The organism is Vibrio sp. CDRSL-10 TSBA (assembly GCA_039696685.1).
Lineage (GTDB): Bacteria > Pseudomonadota > Gammaproteobacteria > Enterobacterales > Vibrionaceae > Vibrio.
The window spans coordinates 242,581-264,516 of sequence record CP155565.1 but is presented as its reverse complement, the minus strand read 5'-3'; the positions used below and the strand labels follow the sequence as shown (position 1 = coordinate 264,516).

The following is a 21,936-nucleotide window of genomic DNA, read 5'->3' as shown; positions in this document are numbered from 1 at the left end:
TGTTCTCTTTAGCAATCAATCAGGTTCAAACCTGCTAACTGGTTATTTTTTTCCCTTACCGTTATTGTTGCCCGGTCCGGAATTATCAACAGAAGAACTGTCCATACCAATATACACCGTGGCTGTTGCGGTTTTGTCCCCGTCTGTAATGGTATAGTTAAAGCTATCGCTGCCTTTAAAGTTCTTGGCAGGCGTATACAACAGCTGTCCATTGGCAGTCATTTCAACCGCTCCCTTGGCCCCTTGAGTCACTCCACTAATAGTCAAAACGTCACCATCCGGGTCACTATCGTTGGCCAGTACATTAATTAACGTCGGATCTTTGGCAGGCAATACGACATTGTCATTTACGGCCAGGGGCGCATTATTCACCGGATTTGCCACGACATAACTTAGCAAACTATTGCTGACAACACTGCTATCGGTCGTACTTTGAGCAATCACTGAAATATTATATGTTCCATTGAGTGCAGTCGTGGCTGATGTCAGCGCGATTTGCATGGTGCTACTCTGGCCTGAAGCCAATGAAACGGTACCACTAGTGCTACTCCATCCTAACGGTGCCTGAGCAGACACATTGTAGCTTGTCGCTTCACAGTCAGTACTGTTCTGGTTAGTTACGGTCACATTATAAGTCACCGTGCTACCTGCTGGTACATCACCACTCACAGAGGCAACCGAGATACGTGGTGCAGATGCTACACACAGGGCTTCGGGAGCCGCGACGGTATAACTGCTCTCAGCACTACTGTTATAAGCAATATCTGCGGTGTTATAAGTATACACATCGAATGGGTACACACCTTCAGATGCAGTCTCCGGTGACGTCACGCTCAGATTAACTGAAGCAGACTGGCCCGGAGCTAGTGCTACGCTTCGACTGTCTGCGATCCACCCAGTCGGGACATTTGCAACTAGATCTACCGTTGAAGACTCACAGCTCATGCTGTCTTTATTCGTTACTGTTGCGGTATAACTCACTGTCGTTCCAGCTGCAACCGCTCCTGTTTGACTGGTAGTCAAAGACAATACTGGATTACCCGGTACACATTGTTCAACAGGAGCATCAATCGTGAGATTAGATACTGCACTCCCCGTATCACTACTGTCAGAGCCATTGACGGCATTAAAGGAAAGACTATAGCTTCCTTCAGCCACCTTGTCTGATGGAGTAACATTCAGCGTCACTGTCTTAGTTGCTCCGGCAGCCAGAGAAACAACTGAACTGGTGCTTAGCCAACCATCCGGAACCTCCGCAGACACGTTGTAATTGGTTGCTGCACAACTATCACTATCGTTATTCACGACAGTTACGCTATAACTTGCCGTATCACCAGCCAATACCGAGCTTTGGTTTGCAACAACAGAGACTCCAGGGCTCGATGATGAGCATATCGCTTGAGTAAAGCTCACATGCACACTGGCTCCAGTGCTGTCAGCCCATTCAGTAGTAATTGTGATTCCAGCATCGGAGTCAGTAAAACTATTTCCGGTCAAAAGAGCGGCATCATCCAGATCAAACAGGCTACTTTGTGGGGTCATGTCCAATAGTTGGCTACCGCGAGTACTTGACTCCGGTGAACGGTGTATCACCACACCATTAGTTACACCAGGTTTAGTACTGAGGAAACTATCAAATCCAATCGCCTGACGATATTCAACGTAGTACCATTGCTGCTGACCGGTTTCAGAGTCAATTCCACGCGGAATCTTAATTCCTTTAGCAGAACCGCTTAGAGCAGTCTCTAATGGGTCGATAATGTAGCTAGCTTCTGTGTCAGCTTCTACAATGTCACCTGAATCGGTAGACAACCATCCCAATTGTTCTTTGTTAAATGTATTAAAATGACCTTCAACACCATATGCGCCCATAATATCCATTGTGTCGCCGTAGGTAATCGCTAGACAGCCATCTCCTATGATTTCATTTTTACAATCAAGATATTCAGCATGATATAGACCGAAGTTATGCCCCAATTCATGACCAATAGTATTCATGGTAAAAGAGCCATTGATATAAGCACGTGTCTGAGTTCCCCCCAGAGTACCCATGCCTGTCCAGCCACAACTGCTGTTCTTAGGGAAGATGTAGACTAAACGTTGATAACTACTTACATCGACACCACTATCTTCGGCCATCTGTTTCGTATTGACATAGATATCCCAGGAATCACAAGTCGAATCAATCGGCAAAGTATAATACCCGACAACATCCCCGGTTAGCCAAGTACGACCATCAGAGTTCTCTTTGTAATAGTCACTGACAGGCCCGAAAACCAAATCTTGCGTTTCTTGCGCAGTCCAAGGTTCCTGAATATTGTCCTGGAAGTTAATCAGCATCACCAAAGTACGCTGTTCACCAAAAGTGTTTGTGGATGCGGAACTACCCGTTGTTGCGGACGCACCGTCCTGCGCCAACAAAGCTAATGCTTGGGCATCATTTTCAAGCACCAAAGAATTACTGCTTTCCTCGCTACTATCAAATCTCCAACCATGTGCACGAACTTTTTCCCCGCTAGAAAACGACTGCGCTGCTGACTTTTCCGCCATGTGCAACTCAACACGACCATTTGCCGTTTTCAAAATATGACGCAGACGGCTTTTGCTGTGATCTTCGTAATCTTCATAGAAAACTTCCAGCTCACCATCCAGAGTCTTTTTTTGCTCCAGATATCGCGAAACTGCTTCTGGCATCTGCTGCCGTTCGGCTGCAGTCAACACCGCGCCGGCCACAGCCGCTGGATCGGATTCCATCAACTGCTTTAAATAGTCTTTACGTTGTTTAGCCAGGCTAACCATCTGATTAAGCGCCGACTTTTTATCGGCTTTGTCAGCGCTACGGTAAGCGTTCAGCGAATCGAGCAATTCCTGAGTCTCAGCTTTGGCTTGCAGGCGATTTTGTTGCGCAATCTGCTGGCCGTAATTCTGACCAGACAAATCTTCATAATGGCTTTGGCTCGCGCCATGATCTTGATGAACCTGAGAAGCGCTGGCGAAGGGAACGATAAACAACAAAGAAAAGGCACTGAGCAACAGTGCGGATGCTTGCTTACTGCTGCGCACAGCGTCATCACGGAAATTAAAATGGAGATTAAACATACTTTTAGTTTCTCAGGATTTAATAATTAATGCCGGATATGAAAGCCTTAGTTCACACAAACACCAAGCCCGTGGACAAGCTAAAACGCATCCATATATCAGCAACGAAATTTAAGTTAATAATTTGAATTTAAATACTTTTTAACACTTAACCATTATGCCGAACAGAATGAGTCATGCCTGGCACGCAGACATTGAGTTAAGGTAAAACGCTTTAGTTTCGGGAAACACAACAGGGGCATAACAACAGATACCGTGTGTTTCTAAACAGGGGCGGCACAACGAGCACTCTAAAAGTGCTGCGGACTTGCCTGTCTGTTCACTGAAATTTATTTATTCTAAATGCATACAAACGCTATAAACGTATATACATATATCATCCCGGTCCATCTGTGCCTGGCTACCAGTCAAGTTTTCATAACTTACTGACACACATAAAATATCAAATTAAATTCAACCAAAAACTGCCAAAAACAATTTTCCGACTTTCAATTTAATATGATTCTCTGAGCATGGCATTCATATAAAACTGGTTAAACATTTAACCTCACCAGAGACATTGAATTGACTCCAACCTTGTGTCCGGCGTTGTAATTCGAAAAGAATACTACCAAACGAATCGATTAAAATTCAATCAAATTTATTCATAGAAATGTCAATAATTTAAAAACTCACATAAATCATCAAGATAGAACAGATAATAAAATGTTAATTTAAGTGCTTTATAAGATCATATGAAATTAGAACAACTACTCGAGTGTTGACCTCTTTTCTTTGTCATCTAAATATTAATAATCATAAAGATGGAAAAATAATGACATTAATTTGACACTATGGGTAATTCGTCAATTTTATGACTTTAGATCATTTTATTAACACTAGTGAAACATACTCCCGATTTAAAAGATGTTATTAGTTGCATATTGGATTATATAATTAATCTCATACAGAATTTCATACCATTAATTGTTTAAGCTAATATATTCGGGGGGAGGGGGGGGGGATATTAAATTAAATTGAACATTAAGATAATTATTACATTTATTTTATAATTAATAGACCCGAAAATATTAAAAAATCATATTAAACTTAATAATAGATGAACAATTTAATATATTAAACAAAGACAAAAAAGGCAGCCTTGAAAGGCTGCCTTACGCTATTTCTTATATTTATTCTTTTTTGTCTGTATCATCCAAGCTATCGAGTAACTCAGCAAATACTGCATACTGCTGCGCCCCAACAACTAACTGAGGTTCTATCAATTGACCGTTTTCAACTTTACCTACCAGAAAGCTTGGCGTTTCCTCGTACCCCCAATGAACTCCCCAGAGCCATATCCTGCTCTACTTTTTTCATTACGTCTTGATCAGAAAGGCAATTATCAAATTTCTCTTTATCCAGTTCTAACTCAGAAGCAGACTGTTGATACAGTTCATTACCTAACTGCTTCACGTTGTTGAACAGCAAAGCACGCATCGGCCAGTAAGCATCCTGCTGGAAACTACACAATGCAGCAACGGCTGCTCCCTTAGCTTGAGGGTGGAAACTCAATGGAAAATCACGGGCAATATATTTTACTTTACCGGTATCAATATAATTTGTTTTTAACTGTTCAAAAGTATTGTCAGAGAAACGCTTACAGTATGGACATTGAAAATCGGAGAACTCAACAATCGCAATTTTAGCGTCACTGCTACCTAAACTCGGTGTTTGCTCATCAGCAAACACATTATCTTGATTGGGTAGAGTTTTATATTTGGGCTTGAATACCACCTTATCTATTTTCTCTACATTGTCATTTATCTTTTTCACATCTTCTGTTAACTGCGTTATCTGCTGCTTTAACTGCTCCATCTCTGATTTCATTTGCTCATCCTGCTTTGGCTGACAACCAAAGGCAAACAGTAACACAGATAAAGAAACCACAATTTTTGTACTATGCCGTATCATGTCCAGTCCCCCACTATTAAACATAGTGAATATGATGTACCTGTAGTCCTGTCTCGTTTGAATCTGTATCCAGCGAAAATTAAGCATCATCAATAATAAAATAGTGCGCTTAATTTCTATAATTCATATCAACAATACTCTGTAAAACTCTGTGCATTCGTTACTTTTATGATGCTATTTAGTAACTTAACTTAATTTTAAGTTATTGTTTGCTAGAGACTTATTTCAAACCAACATCAAGAGTATTGTTAAGGCTCTCCGATTAGTCAATTTACCCTTTAACTATCAGGTTAACTGTCGATGAAAATAACATGAGGGACTTTGTATATGGTGACTGGTTATATCTCAGCCTCGCTTATCTCTGGTCACAACCCAAATGACTATTCGTTATGCATTTAATTGACAGCAACAAAGCTACCAATAATAAAAACATGATTTAAATCAAAAGACTTTAATTCATTATTTTGTTTAACTATTTACACTCAGCCAGTACGGCCGTAGTCTAAATAAACGCTATTTTTTGTGTAAAACCGTCGAATACTGATTATCATCTGATTGATAAACAGATAATTTCGAGCACGTATGCGCTTATGAATTCATACCTAAAGGAGGTCATTATCCATGAGTCAGCAACACGTCTCTTACTCTTTAAGCAAGCAGAGAAGTGGGATTGAAGTCAATATGACCGTACTGCACGTCGGTCGAGACTTAATGGTCGCGATATACGGTGGTGATCAAGCGCACATCGGTGCAACAGCGCTGGCTCAGCCCAGAGCCAGCCTGAATGATCCGGATAAAGTCAGCGCATCGACATCTGTGATATGTGTACTGGGGCACAAAGAAGAAACTGCTGGCACATCACGTGGCTCAATCTCTGGCTTCAAGATTAAATTGTGTTGTTAGTGTCAGTTGCGGGATTCATATCGATAACGCTGGTAGAGAACATATTCGCGTTATCCAGTCTCTGGTTGAAGAACTACTGAATGACTTTATTGATTCGATTTAAGTGGTGAGCTTTGCTCCGTCATGCATTTCATCAGACGGATAAACTCTTGTTGGTCTTCTGCCGATATGCGTGACAGAAAGTGCTCGTCGACTTGGCTTGCACTTGCTTTTGCCTGCTCGAATACCGCCATGCCCTCTTCCGTCAAATAGACAAAACGGCGTCTTTTATCGCTTTCTCCCTGCTTGCGATAGATGAGATCACGCTTTTCAAGACGCGCCAGAATTTCAGCCAGAGTCGCCTTAGTCGATACCGATGGCCCCATCAGTTCAGACTGTTCAACACCTGGCTTTTCTGCAACAGCAAACATCACCGCGTATTGCGGTTTGGTCAACCCCGGGACTGCCTGCTGCCAACTCGCCGTGTGTTCTTGCATCAATTTTCGCATCATGTGAAAGGCGATATGGCCTAGTTCGGATTGCATAAACTTCTCAATTCTTAATCAGTTATCACCGTCGAAGTATACCATAACTTATCGAAAAACTATTTTTTTACCAATTTCAGCAACATAGCAAAACATTAAGTTCGTTCACGAACTTTTTATTGATCTGCTATTGCATTCCATCTCGCAAAGGCATAGATTAACCATATCGTTCGTACACGAACAAAAGATTTGAGAGACAAATTATGAAACTGATCGTTGGAATCACCGGCGCGACTGGCGCTCCTTTAGCTGTAACACTTTTACAAGCCTTGCAACAAATACCGGACGTAGAAACTCACTTAGTGATGTCACGTTGGGCCAAGGCCACGATCGAGTTGGAAACCGCATACACGGCCCGCGATATCAGTGCGTTAGCTGACGTCACCTACAGTTCATCAGACCAAGCAGCGAAGATTTCATCTGGATCATTTAAGACCGACGGCATGATCATTATTCCTTGCAGTATGAAAACCCTGGCCGGTATTCGCGCCGGTTACTCCGAGGGCCTGGTTGGCCGAGCGGCCGATGTGGTGATCAAAGAGAACCGCAAACTGGTGCTGGTGCCACGTGAAACCCCGCTTAGCACAATTCATCTGGAAAACATGCTGGCTCTGGCACAAAAAGGGGTCTCTTTAGTGCCGCCAATGCCTGCCTGGTACAACCATCCGAAAAGTATTGAAGATGTGCAACATCATATCGTCACCCGTGTGCTCGACCAGTTTGATCTCGATTATCCCCAGGCCAAACGCTGGGAAGGCATCGCACACGCACAAAATTTAGACTAATACACCTCGAAGGAGAAAGACTATGGCATACGATGATTTACGCAGTTTTCTGCAATCATTAGAACAACATGGACAACTGCTCAGAATTTCTGAGCAGGTGAAAGCCGAACCGGACATCGCCGCAGCAGCGAATGCCACTGGCCGTATCGGTGAAGGCGCCCCGGCATTGTGGTTCGATAATATCGAAGGCTTTACCGATGCCCGCGTCGCGATGAATACCATCGGCTCCTGGCAGAAACCACGCTATTTCGATGAATTTGCCACCGAAAACACCGGTTAGTGAACAGATCGCTGAATTCGTGCGCCGCTGGGATAAGTATCCGGTCGCACCAGAACGTCGTGACAACCCGCCATGGGCAGAAAACACGGTAGACGGTGATGAGATCAACCTGTTTGATATCCTGCCGCTGTTCCGCCTCAACGATGGCGACGGTGGTTTTTACCTGGATAAAGCCTGTACCGTTTCCCGCGATCCGACTGACCCGGATAATTTCGGTAAGCAGAATGTCGGTATCTACCGTATGGAAGTGAAAGGCAAGCGTAAACTTGGCCTGCAACCTGTGCCAATGCACGATATCGCGATTCACCTTAATAAAGCGGAAGAGCGCGGTCAGGATCTACCCGTAGCCATCACCCTGGGTAACGACCCGATGATCACTCTGATGGGGGCAACGCCGCTGCAATACGATCAGTCCGAATATGAAATGGCTGGCGCACTGCGTGAGAAGCCTTATCCGATTGCGACCGCACCGCTGACCGGCTTTGATGTGCCCTGGGGCTCAGAAGTGGTGCTGGAAGGTGTGATTGAAAGTCGTGTTCGTGAAATTGAAGGCCCGTTTGGAGAATTTACCGGTCACTACTCCGGCGGTCGTAATATGACGGTCGTACGTATCGATAAAGTGTCGTACCGCACTAAGCCAATCTTCGAGTCGCTGTACCTGGGTATGCCATGGACAGAAATCGACTACCTGATGGGGCCGGCAACCTGTGTACCTTTGTACAAGCAGCTCAAAGCCGAATTCCCTGAAGTGCAAGCTGTGAATGCCATGTACACCCACGGCCTGCTGGCGATTATCTCAACCAAGAAACGCTATGGCGGCTTCGCTCGTGCGGTCGGTCTGCGTGCGATGACCACGCCACATGGTCTGGGCTACGTGAAAATGGTGATCATGGTTGATGAAGATGTGGATCCGTTCGATCTGCAACAAGTGATGTGGGCGATGTCCTCCAAAGTGAACCCGGCCGGCGACCTGGTTCAGCTGCCAAACATGTCAGTGCTGGAGCTGGACCCTGGCTCATCACCTGCCGGTATCACCGATAAAATGATCATCGATGCGACGACCCCTGTCGCGCCGGATACTCGTGGCCACTACAGCCAGCCGGTGAAAGATTTGCCTGAAACCAAAGAGTGGGTCAATAAACTGACCGAAATGCTGGCACAACAGAAACAGGAGAATAAATAGTGATCTGTCCTCGCTGTGGTGAAGACCACGTTGAAATACTTGCAAAATCACCGGTACCTGATGTTTGGGAAGTGTTCCAGTGCCAGCATTGCCTGTATACCTGGCGTTCCACCGAGCCGGCACGTCGTACCGATCGGGATCAATACCCGGAAGAGTTTAAAATGACTCAGGCTGATATTGATAATGCGCCTATGGTGCCATCGATTCCGCCTCTGTTACCGGAATCTGAGCGTTGATTCGGTAATTAAGAGCGATTATCCTAACTGTCCTTTACGCCAGTCTGCACAGGCTGGCATTTTCAATTCGGCATTCCGGGCTTATCTGACTACCCTTTATCTAACGACTCTTTTGCCTGTATTTCCAATCGTATTCGCCTGTCACACAAATGATGGGTAAAGTGAGGTCTTATGACATCAACGACTGAGCAGGTTGTGTTACTTGACAGTAATTATCAACCCATTGGCACTGCCGACAAAGCCGGCATCCACGATGAAAACACGCCGCTGCATCTGGCGTTTTCCTGCTATCTGTTTAATGATCAGGGTCAGGTTCTGCTGACTCGCCGTTCACTGGATAAAGTGGCCTGGCCCGGCGTCTGGACCAATTCATTTTGCGGTCATCCGCTCCCGCAAGAAGTGTTCAGTGATGCAGTCCATCGCCGCGCCGAGTATGAGCTTGGAGCCAAAGTCTCCGACATCCGTTGTGTATGTGAAGAGTTCCAGTACTGTGCACGGGATAACAGTGGCGTGGTCGAAAATGAGTTTTGCCCGGTATTTCAGGCTCGTCTGAGCTCAGAGCTGGCGCCCAGAGCCAGTGAAGTGGCGGATTATGCCTGGATAGACTTTGACGATCTGCTGCACAGTGTGCAAACGGCGCCTTTTGCATTCAGCCCCTGGATGTGCGAGCAGCTCAGTCATCGTGAGCTGGTGGCTCACATCAAACAAGGTTTAATGTCCTGAACGCAAACAGCCCGCTTTGCGGGCTGTTTTTACCTATCACCAAACCCATCGATTTGGCGTTATACGTCGTATGTGGTTGACGCTGTGTCACCACCGGTACCGGTCCAGTTTGTGTGGAAGAACTCACCGCGTGCACGGTCAGTACGCTCGTAAGTGTGCGCACCGAAGTAGTCACGTTGCGCCTGCAGCAGGTTCGCTGGCAGACGTGCGGTGGTGTAGCCGTCCAGGAACGTCAGCGCTGACGTGGTACATGGCATTGGGATGCCTGCTTCCAGCGATTTCGCTGCCACTTTACGCCATGCTGCCAAGCTGCTGGTCAGGATGTTTTTGAAGTACTCATCTGAGCCCAGGAACGCCAGCTGCGCGTTGTTCTCGTATGCGTCACGGATGTTGCCCAGGAACGCAGAGCGGATGATACAACCACCGCGCCACATCAGAGCCACGTTACCGTAGTTCAGATCCCAGCCGTTTTCGTTTGACGCTTCACGCATCAGCATAAAGCCTTGTGCGTAAGAGATGATTTTTGAAGCCAGCAGAGCCTGACGCAGTGCATCAACCCACTCTTGCTTGTCGCCTTCCACCGGCGTGATGGTTTTGCCGAACAGTTTCTCGGCTTCAACACGTTGGTCTTTCAGTGCAGACAGACAACGAGAGAACACAGACTCAGAGATCAGAGTCAGTGGAATGCCCAGGTCCAGTGCGTTGATACCAGTCCATTTACCGGTGCCTTTCTGGCCCGCGGTATCCAGGATTTTCTCAACCAGAGCTTCGCCGTCTTCGTCTTTGTAGCCCAGGATGTCAGCAGTGATCTCAACCAGGTAGCTGTTCAGCTCAGTTTTGTTCCAGTCAGTAAACACAGCCTGCATCTCGTCTGCAGACATGCCCAGACCGTCTTTCATGAACTGGTATGCTTCAGTGATCAGCTGCATGTCACCGTATTCGATGCCGTTGTGCACCATTTTCACGAAGTGGCCGGCACCGTCGTTGCCGACCCAGTCACAGCAAGGCTCACCTGCGTCAGTTTTGGCAGAGATGCCCTGGAAGATAGGCTTAACCGCTTCCCATGCTTCCGGTGCGCCGCCAGGCATGATAGACGGTCCGAAACGAGCGCCTTCTTCACCACCCGATACACCCGTACCGATGAAGTGGATGCCTTTTTCACGCAGTGCCGCAACGCGACGGTTGGTGTCAGGGTAGTTGGTGTTACCGCCATCGATGATGATGTCGCCTTTGTCCAGCAGAGGAACCAGTTGGTCGATGAAAGCATCAACCACGGCGCCCGCGCGAACCATCAGCATCACTTTACGTGGCGCTTCCAGTTTGTCGACCAGCTCTTGCAGGGTGTAAGCACCCACAATGTTAGTGCCTTTCGCCGGGCCTTCCAGGAATTCGTCGACTTTCGCCGCAGTACGGTTATGTGCTACCACTTTAAAGCCGTGGTCATTCATGTTCAGGATAAGGTTTCTGGCCCATTACTGCCAGGCCGATAACTCCGATATCCGCCTTCATCATTACTGCTCCTGTTGTAAGATGGATTGTCTGATTTTGATCACTGCCTTGCGTAAGCTGACTGACTCATCGCCAAGATGACACTGTGGCTTGTGCACTTCCCCCGGGAAGAACACCGCCAGCTCGCCCGGCTTCATCAGAAAATAGCGACCTTCACGGCTACTGCCAAAATAGACGTCGTGCTCCACCAGCGATAAGTCTTCCACCACCAGCTCATCGTGGGCAAATCCCATATATTCTTCGCCTTCAAGCAGCACATGCACATCGATAAACTGCTTGTGGATCTCAAACATACGACCGTCTGCCGGATCGGTGTTGACGTGTTTCATTTCAATCCACACATCATCAGGCTGCAGCACAATATTGCCCGGTTTCGTCTGCTCTTCGATGACCTTGAGCGCTTGCTGGACAATATGTTTGAGGTTGTTTTTGATATACGGATAACGTTGCAGGTTATCCCAGCGACCAGTAAACATCACGCGCTCCTCTCGGTTTCCGCACCGTTCAATAAGTGACGATTGGCGCAGTTACGCGCAATATCGCCCTGTAAAGCAGCAATAATATTGTCGACCGCACAGGCCACCATTTGTTCGCGGGTTTCTCCGGTTGCCGAGCCAATGTGCGGAAAGATCACCGCGTTATCGAGTTTGCACAACGGTGAATCACCCGGTAACGGTTCGACTTCGAACACATCCAGACCTGCAGCCCGAATCTGGCCCTGACTTAACGCCTCAATAAGCGCTGATTCATCGATCACTTTACCGCGTGAGCCGTTGACAAAAATCGCACTGGGTTTCATCAGTGCAAACTGCTCTTTACCGATCAAACGTTCGGTCTCTGCGGTGAGCGGTACCATAACGCAGACAAAATCGGACGTTTTGAGCAAGGTGTCCATCTCGGTCCGGGTGGCATTCAATACCTGTTCGGCTTCCTGATGCGCGCTGCGGTTGCAATACTGAATATTCATATTGAAACCCAGATGGGCGCGGCGGGCCACGGCGTAACCAATGCGTCCCATGCCAATAATACCGAGCGTTTTACCGTGTACATCGACGCCGTAAAACTCCTCGCCAATGCTTTTGGTCCACTTCCCTTCCCGCACCATATTGGATAGCTCAACCGCACGACGGGCGGCGCACATGATCTGCATAAACACGGTATCGGCGGTGGTTTCGGTCAGCACACTTGGTGTATGCATCAGTGGAATGCCACGCTTGGCCAGATAATCGAGGTCAAATTGATCGGTACCCACAGAAATCGTCGACAACGCTTGTAGTTTCGGCGCCGATTGCAATAGTTCCGGCGGCATCTCTACACTGGCACCAATCGCGCCTTCGGCATCAGTAAGCGCAGCTTTAAACGCACTGAAATTACTTTCATCGACACCATCAAAAACCTGCAGGTCAAAGTGCTGCTCCAGTTGACGCTGGTACTGCTCAGGAATGCTTTTGTACAAGATAACTTTCTTTTTCATCGTTAAGCCCTTTGTTCAAATTGATTTAATTGAGCGCGACTTGGCAGCCCTTCACTGTCACCCCGCACCTGAACGGCCAGAGCGCCAAACCAGTTGCCTCTTTTTACTGCCTGTTCAAGTGTGCGGCCATCCAGCAGCGCTGACACCACGCCAACCGCAAAACTGTCACCGGCACCGACCGTATCGACGACCTTGTCGACCGCAACACCCTGCACTGTGCCCGACTCTACACCGGCATGTTTAAAGTAGGCACCGTCACTGCCGAGTTTAACCACCACCAACTGCACCCCACGCGCTAAATAGAAATCAGCAATTGCCTCCGGATCATTACTACCGGTCAGAATTTTGCCTTCATTAATTCCCGGCAACACCACATCGCAACCACTAGCCAGCTCATTGATGGTGTCGCGCATGGTCTGTTCATCCGACCACAACGTCGGACGCAGATTGGTATCAAATGATGTCGATGCGCCGGCCGCTTTGGCTTGCTGCAATGCATAGCGGGATAATGCCAGCAACGACGGAGATACCGCAGCCGCCACTCCAGTCAGGTGCAAATGGCTGTTGTCACTGATTAGCTCAGGCTGCAAATCATCTTCACTCAACGTGCTGGCCGCAGAAACGGCGGCGAAAGTATTCCACCGCAGGGTCACTGCCATCGTTCTGCAGGCTTTTAAAAACCATTCCGGTCGAGTGATCATCGCTGGTCGAGATCCAACCGGTATTGACTCCTTCCTCAGCCAGTGCCTGAGTGATGAACTCGCCCCAGCAGTCACGGCCGACTTTCGTTACGTAACGAGAGTCAAAACCAAGCCGGGCCATGCCAATCGCGACATTCAGTTCAGCACCGGCCAGATGGCGGTTAAATGTCTCTACTTTAGCCAGCGGGCCGGTTTGGTTGGCGACCATCATCGCCATCGCTTCACCCAGCGTCACAAAAGACTTGCTTGGTACTGTATTCATTGCGTACTCCCCCAATTCCATCGCTTGTCACACGCCAGCTTTTGAACATCACCATTGGTAATGAGCTGCAAACAATGGAACCGATTCCATATTTTAACTAAAAAAATGCTGGTGACGGCAAACGACGCTTGGCTCATTTGCACTGTCACCCATATCCAAGGCTCACACCAATAACACGAATGGCATAAAGATCACCGCCAGCAGAACAGCCAGAATCACACCGATATAAGGCATCACCGCCTTAAACGATTGATCGAGAGACAATCCGCCGATCACACTCGATATCAGCAGGCATAACCCGTATGGCGGAGTAATCAGACCGACCGACAGAGTAATAATGATAACCACGCCCAGCTGTACCGGATCCACCCCCATCGACAGCGCAACCGGATAAATCACTGGTACAAACAGCACCATAGCCGGAATCGCATCCATAAAGGTGCCGATAAACAGGAAGAACGCAATGATGATAAACAGGAACAGATATTGATTACCGCCCAGGCTGTTAAAGAAATCCGCGACAATCACGTTGATTTTGTAGTAGCCCAGGAATTCACCCAGTGCAGATGCCGCCGCAAGAGCAAATAACGACAGACAGCTCAGCTTCAACGTTTCCACAAACACTTTTGGCATATCGCGCCAGGTGATGGTTTTGTAGTAGTAAGCACTAATGGCGTAAGCATAGATGGCCGAGAAAGCCGCCGCTTCGGTTGGTGTAAACACACCAAATACGATACCACCGATAATGATCAGCGGTGTGATCATGGCAGGCAAAGCATCTTTAGCCAGCGCAATAAATTCAGCGCGGGTAATCTTTTCCATAATTGGCAGGTTGTCGCGACGGGCAATGATACCAATCACAAACATCATCCCGAAACCAATCAAGATACCCGGCAACATACCGCCGATAAACAGTTGTCCGACCGATGTATTGGTCAGGCCGCCATAGATAACCATGGTGATACTAGGCGGGATAATACTGCCGATCGTCGACGAAGCCGCCGTTACCCCAACCGACATTTCGCGGCTGTAACCTTTATCAATCATGTTCGGAATTAAGATCTTACCGACACCTGCAGTATCGGCTGTTGAAGAGCCACTTACCCCGGCAAACAGCATCGACACAATCACGTTAGCGTGACCAAGCCCACCCGGACGACGTCCGGCGAGAGCGATAGAGAAATCAATCAGACGGCGGGAAATACTACCACTATTCATGATGTTAGCAGTCAGTACGAACAATGGCACCGCCAAAAGTACGTACGAATTAAGGCCGTAAAACATTTTCATCGGAATCATGGTATTTGGCGTGCCAGACATAGTGGCAATGCCGGTCAGAGCAGAAATACCAATCGAAAAGGCAATCGGAACCCCGATGATGATTAAGCCGATAAACAGCACTGTAATTAACGCGAGTTCCATACAACCCCCTTCTTAGAAGCGTTTCTTAACTTCCCCACTTCTTTGATCATGTTATCGACCAGATAGACACTGGAACTGATAAAGGTGACCGGCATAACCAGCCAGATATAGCCCTGTTTAAATTCAGGCACGGTAATCCAACGCGAATTCCAGAATGTCTGGGTAATTTCCACACTGTAAACAGAGCAGAGGATACAGAAACACCAACATAATCAGGTTCTGTACCAGCACCAGGCAGGAGCGTTTGTTACCCTCAAACTTGTCGGTCAGGATGCGAAAACTAAAGTGTTCGTTTTCCCGGACCATCACGGCCGCACCGAGAAACATTGCCCAAATAAAGGCGTTGACCGCCACTTCTTCTGTCCACAGAACCGAGATACCCAGATAACGGGTAGCGACCTGAACCAGAGTCGCTACCACAAAGATCACCAGGCATACCGCACCGATAGTCAGCTGAAGTTTGGCCATGAGTAAAGTCAGATATTTCATACTATTCGTCCTTTCTCTCATTGCTCAAAGAGCAAGACTAAAGCCTGTTAATCGAGCCTTAACGTGCCTGACGGATGGTCTCAATCACATCGGTCATGCCATGCTTGGCTGCCCACTCATCCTGAATCGCTACCGCTTTTTCAATAAACGGACCGCGTTCAACCGAGTTCACAATCGCGCCATCATCAATCGCTTTCTGTTTAAATTCAGATTCTTGCTCATAAAGCGCTTTTCGCTCAGCAGCTGTCGCCGCTTTTACCGCGTTATCAAATGCTGCACGCTGTTCGTCATTAAAGTTTTCCCAAACGCTGTTGCGTACCAGCAGCAGACGCGTGGTGTAATCATGGCCAGTTTCCGACACATACTTACCGTTCGATGTTTTATGGTGTTCCATCGGAATAAAGTATGGATAAGCGTTTTCTGCGCCATCAACCACGTTGCTCGACAGTGCCTGATACAGTTCAGCCCACGCAACCGAAGTAGGAATCGCACCAATGTCTTTCCAGTATTGCGAAACCACACCTGAGGTCTGAGTACGAATCTTCAGCCCTTTAGCATCTTCGATGGTGTTGATTGGTCGTTTGCCATACCAGTGACGCACGCCAGCGGTCCAGTAACCTGCAACGCGGTACTTCTCACCAGATTTGGTGTAAATGATATCGGCCACTTTTTTGCCCACGTCGCCATCGACCACTTTTTCCCAATGGCTGTAGTCGTCAAAAAGGTAAAGTAATGAGAAAAGATCGACTTCATCAATGCCAGAAGAGGTCATGAAACCCGGCGAAACCAGCACCAAATCAGCGCCACCCAGAACCAGTTTCTCAACCAGTTCACTCTCGTTGGTTCCTATGGTGCCCGCATGGACTTCCACATCAAAAAGGCCCGATTGATCAGCCACTTCTTTCAGCTTAAGCATACCAGCCTGGTAAGGACTGGCGACGTTGGTCTGGTTGTGAGCGGCCACCAGATGCAGCGCACCGCTGCCAGCCGTATCATTCGATTCACCACAACCAAACAGGGCGGTGGCTACTAGCAGCGCAAGGTACTTTTTCATAATTAGCTCCAGTTAAAAGCGTTGTTGTTATGTTCACGTTACGCTGAATAACATAGTCTGGAATCGGTTCCAGACACAGCACCAAAATGAGGAATTGTGATCAAAACGTCACCAATATGATGCAGGTTGTTATTTTTTGAGATTGCAGTAACACAATCGTAAAGAGGTACTCAAAAGAGTAAAAGGCTGGTATTAAAAATGCGCGCAGGCTTTTAAAAATCAGGGCTATCGCCTGTTACATCAGATTGCAACAGGCTTGTAATCAGGTTGAGGCCCGGACAATCAACTCCGCAGGCAAGCGTATTTGCTGAGGTGGTTGTTCGCTGCCGCGAATGCGTGCAATCAGGCGTTCACACGCCGTTTCACCGATTTGGCGGGTCGGCTGGCGCATCGCGGTAATTCCCCCGCCGACTAATTGTGCCCAGTCGGGATCATCAATACTGAGTAATCCAACTTGAGCCCCCAGATGCATATCAAGCTGTTTTAATGCCTTAGCCGTACACATGGTCGCCACGCCATTGGTGCAAAACAGCGCTTTTTTCATCCCGCGATTACTGGCGATGAAATCACGGATGGGGTTTGTCAGTTTGTCATCACTCATGTCAGCCATTTCAACCACTTCACAGCTCATTCCGGCATGTTGGCTGACAAAGGTCTGCAGTGCTTCAACCCTTTCGCGGCGAGTGGCGATGGTCAATGGTTGGGTGATCACTAACAGCGACTCGTAACATTTCTCGACCAAATGCTGACAGGCCAATTCGGCCGCGCGAACGTTATCCAGTCCGACCGAATCCACACTCAGAGTCGGATCAATACGGTCCACCAGCACAAACGGGCAGTCAATACGGCTCAGCATGCCAAGGTGGCCGCTTTCCATCCCCAGCGTATTGACGATGATGCCATCCACGCGGTGATCTTCCAGCATCTCCAGATAACGCTCCTGCTGATCAAGGCGATTATCGGTATTGCACACCATCAGCATATATCCCTCCCGCCGGCAAACATGCTCAATGCCCTGCAGGACATCAATCGAATACGGGTTGGTGACATCGGCCAGCAGTAAACCTATCAGTTTAGAATGGCCGGCTTTGAGCATGCGGGCGGAATGACTGGGACGATAGCCAAGATGGGCGATCGCCTGAGCAATTTTTTCGCGCAGTGGTTCCGACAGTTTATCCTGCTCACCGTTAAGATAGCGCGACACACTGGTTTTACCTACTTCGGCGTATTTGGCAACATCCGAAATGGTGGCAAATGTCTTAGGCTGTTTTTTTAATTTTGAATTCATACGTCTTGTCCGCTCAGCACTGCATTCGCTCTGTTCCACATGTCTGGCTGAGTTACATGCACTTTTAATTGATACGAACGACTTAATGCATATGAATTAAAAGGCAAATCAGATCCAGGCTAAGACTTTAGATGATCCATGGTTGCAGAATCTACTACGTATTTGCCCGCTTTTACCAGTCACCTGACGGGCAAATCACCGTATAACTTACGTTAAAACAGTGACCAACCTCTAAAAATAGCGATGAAGCCCATCATAACAGCGCAAAAACCAAGTCACTCCTGACCAGCTCCCAGCAGATGCGGACCGGCACAAAATACAAGTCCTCCGATTGGGAGGACTTTTTATTACTGCCCTTTAACCAGCTAGCGGTATCATTTTGCCTCAACAGGCTGCAGGCCCTGTCCCGATTGTGACATTTTGCCGTCTTCTCTCACAGGTAATGCCTGCGGCACGCTTAGTAGCTCTGGATTGCGCAGCCAGCGCACCAGCGTCAGACTACAAGCCAGAATAATCAGGGTTGCCGGCAAGCCGCCCAGATTAGACAGCTGCTTAACACCATTAATCCCGACCGTGCTGACCATTATCCAGGCCACCAATCCTATTAAGGTGCCCCACATAATCTTAATCGGCAGTGAGGTACCTTCATCAGAATCAGAGTGAAAGTCTTTGGTACACAAGTCACCAATCGCATCTGTACTGGAATCGGCTGCTGTAACGTAGGAGATAAACGCCACCAGAATCAGGAAGAACGAAGTGATGCCACTTAGCGGCAATTCACCCATAATGTGATATAGCAACTGCTCTACTCCGCCGTTATTCAGCACCTCATATAAAGCGCCGTTGCCCTCAGTATCGAGGTAGACCGCGATCCCGGAAAAAACTGATATCCACAGCAAAACGAACAAACTAGGGAAAATTAGGTTTATCTGAATGAACTCTTTTACTGTGTAACCGCGGGCTATCTTACCCAGAAACATCGCTGTGATCGGAGCCCAGGCAAACCAGACTGCCCAGTAGAATACACTCCACCATTGCGGCCAAGGGTCGTTAGCCGCCTGGCCGGTAAACAAACTGAGACGGAAAAAGTTCTGCAGATAGGCGCCGAGCCCCTCTACACCAAGTGACAACATAAACACAGTCGGACCAACCACCAGCACAAAGACAAACAGGGCAATCAACATCCAGAAATTGGTCTTCGACAGGCGAGCAATACCTTTATTCAGCCCACTGGCAGCAGAAAAAACAAAGGTTACTACGATCAGCGTAATAAAGATCCCCAACGTAAACGCATTACGGTCAATGTCGACAAACTGACTGACGCCTCCCAGTAAAGTCAGTGCTCCCGTCCCCAATGATGACGCCATCCCAACTACCAGTGAATACAATGCCAGTGCATCGATAACATCCGCCACTCGCGGAGTAAGATAGCGGCCGAAAATCGGACGTAGTGAACTGGATATCGAAAACGGCAATTTGAGATTATAAAACGCCAAAGCGAAAATCAGCGCCGGAACACAATAAATTGCGTATGGTGTCGGGCCCCAGTGTAAAAACATCGCAGAAAAGGCAAACAAAGTGGCATCGGCACTACCTGCTGCAATTCCCAGACTCTCCGGTGGCGCATGCAAGTGATAGATCGGTTTCGGCGGTGGTCCAGAACAATACCCCGACAGCCAGCGTGGTACACAGTACGATCATAAACCAGCGTGGCTTAGTGATTTTCGGTGTACTGTTGTCACCACCAATACGGATATTCCCCAGCTTAGAAAAATAAGTAATCACCACCAGAACCAGCAGATAAAAACTGCCTAAGCTGAACAGCCAGGAGAAGTTTTCCAGCACTTGGCTGTTTAACGCCGCGGTGACCTTGGTAAAGCGTTCCAGATCCACCAGGCTAAGCACCAAGGCACTGACCAATATTAAAAACGTCGGAAAAAAGACCAATGGTCGAATATTTTTTAACATAGTTTCATCCTTGAATATCCGTTACATGAAATAACGTTCAATCGTCTCGTCAAATGATTTCTCGAATACCACTTCATCCTCATGTTTGGCTGTCCATTGCGCCTTTATGTAGAAATTATTCGCATCACAAGTCATGACATAGTGCGCCTCAATTCCGGTGCGCCAACCATCTCGCCCCATGTCGACCCGCAGGCGTAAGTCATTTTTCGCACTGAGGGGATCTTCTGGATGAACGGACAACAACTGATGAATATCGAAATCAATTTCACTTTGTGACGAGTCGAAATACTGGCAACCAAAGTCATCAAAGGTTTCCAATGTAGTCACTCCTGTTTTGTAATCGCGGCGTACCACGCGCTGACTCTCAGTTGGGCGGCGCTGTTCTCCGTCAAAAGAGGCCGGTGTAGAATAAGCCGGTACCCGCTCGCTGAACGTCGGAGTACGATTCAACGGCAGAGTAACCGAACAAGCTTCAGGACGCAGATTCAGTGTCATATCTTCCGCCGATGGCCAGGTCAGCGGCCAGTAAGTGGTCGAAACTGAGATGCGTAATTTGTGCCCCTTAGGCACCACATAAGCCATATGATAAAGAGGTACCTCAACCTGGTACTCTTCACCCGGCACCAAAGGCTGCGGAAATTCATGACTGTTACGATGCGAAAGATTGAGAATACCATGGGTTACCCGGGTCACTTCCCCGCCAGGGTGAACATCGCACACCCGCACCACCACGTGGCCATTCTCGGTATTACTGGTGAGCGCAAGGCTGGCCTTAACCTGGCCCGCAATCGGCATATCTTGTGTGAGCACCTCACTGTCAAATACCAGCGAACCAGCATCGTCCAGACGCTGATCGGCAGGCTGTTCCATATCAAGACGAATACCAACACACAAACGACCACCATCAAGGCCTACAGTCTGGGGTGAACGAATACTCAACTTCGGCCCGCTTTGCGCCTGCTCACTCAATCCATGTTCAGCGAGGTAATAGGTCTGATAGACGGTATTCGGTGACGGCCAGGTCGGTTCGCTCACCCACTTACCAGGACGAAAGTCATAATCACTTTGAGGCCGCACACTGTCCTGAAGGTAATAATTCAGCTCCGGCTCCTGATCGATACCATTTTCAAGGCCTTTCAACCAGCGGTCCCACCAGCGTACCGATTCAGAGACGTAATCCATCTTAGGATTCGGATAGGCAATATTCGGATATTTATGAGCCCAGGGCCCGATCAGGCCTTTTTTCGGACCAGACAGATTACTCAGTAAAGAAAAAACCGTATTGCGATAATTATCGGCCCAGCCACCAATCGCATAGACAGGGATCTTGATTGAGGAATAGTCTTCACACACCGAACCGTGTTTCCAGTAATCATTACGAGTTTGCTGGCCGATCCAAGGCTTAGCCAGCATCGGCATATTCTCCAGCCGCTCGAGCCATATCTGACGCCAGTTGTCGCCGACATGGCGCGGATCCGGAGAAACGAGCCTGCGCGTAAGCCCAGAAAAAGGCTGCCCAGTCCATATTATCGTTCAACAGACATCCGCCGAGAAAATGAATGTCGTCACGGAAACGGTCGTCGGTCGAACACTGGGTAATAATCGCTTTCAGCGCCGGCGGATTCAGCGCTGCCACTTGCAGTGAGTTGAAACCACCCCATGAGATACCCACCATGCCGACATTTCCGTCACACCACTCCTGAGCCGCAATCCAGGCAATCACATCACAGCCGTCCTGCAATTCCTGAGCCGAATACTCATCATCGAACAAGCCTTCCGATTCACCGCAACCACGCAAATCAACCCGGATGCAGGCGTAGCCATGTGCAGCGGTTTGAGACATAGTGATTTCATCACGAACCACAGTGCCGTCATTCTTGCGATAGGGCAAAAATTCCAAAATCGCCGGAACAGGCTTTAAAGTCGCATCGTCGGGCAGCCAGGCTCGATAAGCTAAGCGGGTTCCGTCAGGTAACGTGAGCCAATCGTGATGGATTTCTTGAACTTTGTTCATCAATTTTCCCTAGTTTGTTACAACATTGTGATTTTTATCCTACGGACTCCTCGTTGTCAGTAAACCGCT

Annotated in this window: 22 protein-coding genes and 1 pseudogene; 6 read left to right on the top strand and 17 right to left on the bottom strand. The window is 48.0% G+C overall.

Going from position 1 to position 21,936, the window contains the following annotated elements; genetic code table 11:
• Positions 1-42 precede the first annotated feature (42 nt).
• Positions 43-3,099 (bottom strand): NEW3 domain-containing protein, encoded by a 3,057-nt coding sequence (locus ABDK09_01290; GenBank protein ID XAW88087.1) that lies wholly within the window; start codon positions 3,097-3,099, stop codon positions 43-45.
• Between the two features lie 1,281 nt (positions 3,100-4,380).
• Positions 4,381-5,052 (bottom strand): thioredoxin domain-containing protein, encoded by a 672-nt coding sequence (locus tag ABDK09_01285; GenBank protein XAW88086.1) that lies wholly within the window; start codon positions 5,050-5,052, stop codon positions 4,381-4,383.
• A 621-nt stretch (positions 5,053-5,673) separates the two neighbouring features.
• Between ABDK09_01285 and ABDK09_01280 the strand changes: the two genes are divergently transcribed.
• Positions 5,674-5,955, top strand: coding sequence for a hypothetical protein (locus tag ABDK09_01280; GenBank protein ID XAW88085.1), 282 nt, complete (start codon positions 5,674-5,676; stop codon positions 5,953-5,955).
• 86 nt (positions 5,956-6,041) lie between these two features.
• Here ABDK09_01280 and ABDK09_01275 read toward each other — a convergent pair whose 3' ends face one another.
• Complete coding sequence (locus ABDK09_01275) at positions 6,042-6,479, bottom strand: MarR family transcriptional regulator (protein ID XAW88084.1); 438 nt, start codon at positions 6,477-6,479, stop codon at positions 6,042-6,044.
• 203 nt (positions 6,480-6,682) lie between these two features.
• On the opposite strand from ABDK09_01275, the gene ABDK09_01270 reads away from it, so the two are divergent.
• The 5 genes from ABDK09_01270 (at position 6,683) to idi (ending at position 9,686) form a co-directional block, all read left to right on the top strand.
• The gene (locus tag ABDK09_01270) at positions 6,683-7,264 is read left to right on the top strand and encodes a non-oxidative hydroxyarylic acid decarboxylases subunit B (protein ID XAW88083.1); all 582 of its coding nucleotides are present in this window, start codon (positions 6,683-6,685) and stop codon (positions 7,262-7,264) included.
• 22 nt (positions 7,265-7,286) lie between these two features.
• Positions 7,287-7,544, top strand: a complete 258-nt coding sequence (locus ABDK09_01265) for a hypothetical protein (protein ID XAW88082.1) — start codon at positions 7,287-7,289, stop codon at positions 7,542-7,544.
• Positions 7,516-8,727, top strand: coding sequence for a non-oxidative hydroxyarylic acid decarboxylases subunit C (locus ABDK09_01260; GenBank protein XAW88081.1), 1,212 nt, complete (start codon positions 7,516-7,518; stop codon positions 8,725-8,727). The genes ABDK09_01265 and ABDK09_01260 overlap by 29 nt, the downstream gene beginning before the upstream one ends.
• Positions 8,727-8,963 (top strand): non-oxidative hydroxyarylic acid decarboxylases subunit D, encoded by a 237-nt coding sequence (locus ABDK09_01255; GenBank protein ID XAW88080.1) that lies wholly within the window; start codon positions 8,727-8,729, stop codon positions 8,961-8,963. The genes ABDK09_01260 and ABDK09_01255 overlap by 1 nt, the downstream gene beginning before the upstream one ends.
• Positions 8,964-9,134: 171 nt before the next feature.
• The gene (gene idi / locus ABDK09_01250; GenBank protein ID XAW88079.1) at positions 9,135-9,686 is read left to right on the top strand and encodes an isopentenyl-diphosphate Delta-isomerase; all 552 of its coding nucleotides are present in this window, start codon (positions 9,135-9,137) and stop codon (positions 9,684-9,686) included.
• A gap of 59 nt (positions 9,687-9,745) precedes the next feature.
• Here the strand turns inward: idi and gnd are convergent.
• The 14 genes and pseudogenes from gnd to ABDK09_01180 form a co-directional block, all read right to left on the bottom strand.
• Positions 9,746-11,195: pseudogene (gene gnd / locus ABDK09_01245) on the bottom strand (decarboxylating NADP(+)-dependent phosphogluconate dehydrogenase).
• 2 nt (positions 11,196-11,197) lie between these two features.
• Positions 11,198-11,671, bottom strand: a complete 474-nt coding sequence (locus ABDK09_01240) for a YhcH/YjgK/YiaL family protein (GenBank protein XAW88078.1) — start codon at positions 11,669-11,671, stop codon at positions 11,198-11,200.
• A complete protein-coding gene (locus ABDK09_01235; GenBank protein ID XAW88077.1) occupies positions 11,671-12,669 on the bottom strand; it encodes an NAD(P)-dependent oxidoreductase in 999 nt (332 codons plus the stop codon). Before ABDK09_01235 ends, ABDK09_01240 begins: the two co-directional genes overlap by 1 nt.
• Before the next feature lie 2 nt (positions 12,670-12,671).
• Positions 12,672-13,328 (bottom strand): sugar kinase, encoded by a 657-nt coding sequence (locus ABDK09_01230; protein XAW88076.1) that lies wholly within the window; start codon positions 13,326-13,328, stop codon positions 12,672-12,674.
• Positions 13,267-13,632 carry a PfkB family carbohydrate kinase gene (locus ABDK09_01225; protein ID XAW88075.1) on the bottom strand — a complete coding sequence of 122 codons (366 nt, stop codon included), beginning with the start codon at positions 13,630-13,632 and terminating at the stop codon, positions 13,267-13,269. Before ABDK09_01225 ends, ABDK09_01230 begins: the two co-directional genes overlap by 62 nt.
• A 162-nt stretch (positions 13,633-13,794) precedes the next feature.
• Positions 13,795-15,054 (bottom strand): TRAP transporter large permease, encoded by a 1,260-nt coding sequence (locus tag ABDK09_01220; protein ID XAW88074.1) that lies wholly within the window; start codon positions 15,052-15,054, stop codon positions 13,795-13,797.
• On the bottom strand, positions 15,039-15,185 hold the full coding sequence (locus ABDK09_01215; protein ID XAW88073.1) for a hypothetical protein: 147 nt from the start codon (positions 15,183-15,185) through the stop codon (positions 15,039-15,041). Before ABDK09_01215 ends, ABDK09_01220 begins: the two co-directional genes overlap by 16 nt.
• Complete coding sequence (locus ABDK09_01210; GenBank protein ID XAW88072.1) at positions 15,178-15,543, bottom strand: TRAP transporter small permease subunit; 366 nt, start codon at positions 15,541-15,543, stop codon at positions 15,178-15,180. Before ABDK09_01210 ends, ABDK09_01215 begins: the two co-directional genes overlap by 8 nt.
• Positions 15,544-15,601: 58 nt before the next feature.
• Positions 15,602-16,597, bottom strand: a complete 996-nt coding sequence (locus ABDK09_01205) for a TRAP transporter substrate-binding protein (GenBank protein ID XAW88071.1) — start codon at positions 16,595-16,597, stop codon at positions 15,602-15,604.
• A gap of 262 nt (positions 16,598-16,859) precedes the next feature.
• Positions 16,860-17,885 (bottom strand): LacI family DNA-binding transcriptional regulator, encoded by a 1,026-nt coding sequence (locus ABDK09_01200; GenBank protein XAW88070.1) that lies wholly within the window; start codon positions 17,883-17,885, stop codon positions 16,860-16,862.
• 374 nt (positions 17,886-18,259) lie between these two features.
• Positions 18,260-19,516, bottom strand: a complete 1,257-nt coding sequence (locus ABDK09_01195) for a BCCT family transporter (protein XAW88069.1) — start codon at positions 19,514-19,516, stop codon at positions 18,260-18,262.
• The gene (locus tag ABDK09_01190) at positions 19,476-19,853 is read right to left on the bottom strand and encodes a BCCT family transporter (protein ID XAW88068.1); all 378 of its coding nucleotides are present in this window, start codon (positions 19,851-19,853) and stop codon (positions 19,476-19,478) included. Before ABDK09_01190 ends, ABDK09_01195 begins: the two co-directional genes overlap by 41 nt.
• A 21-nt stretch (positions 19,854-19,874) precedes the next feature.
• Entirely contained in the window at positions 19,875-21,266 is a 1,392-nt protein-coding gene (locus tag ABDK09_01185) for a CocE/NonD family hydrolase (protein XAW88067.1), read from the bottom strand.
• On the bottom strand, positions 21,256-21,867 hold the full coding sequence (locus ABDK09_01180; GenBank protein XAW88066.1) for a CocE/NonD family hydrolase: 612 nt from the start codon (positions 21,865-21,867) through the stop codon (positions 21,256-21,258). Before ABDK09_01180 ends, ABDK09_01185 begins: the two co-directional genes overlap by 11 nt.
• Between the last annotated feature and the right edge of the window lie 69 nt (positions 21,868-21,936).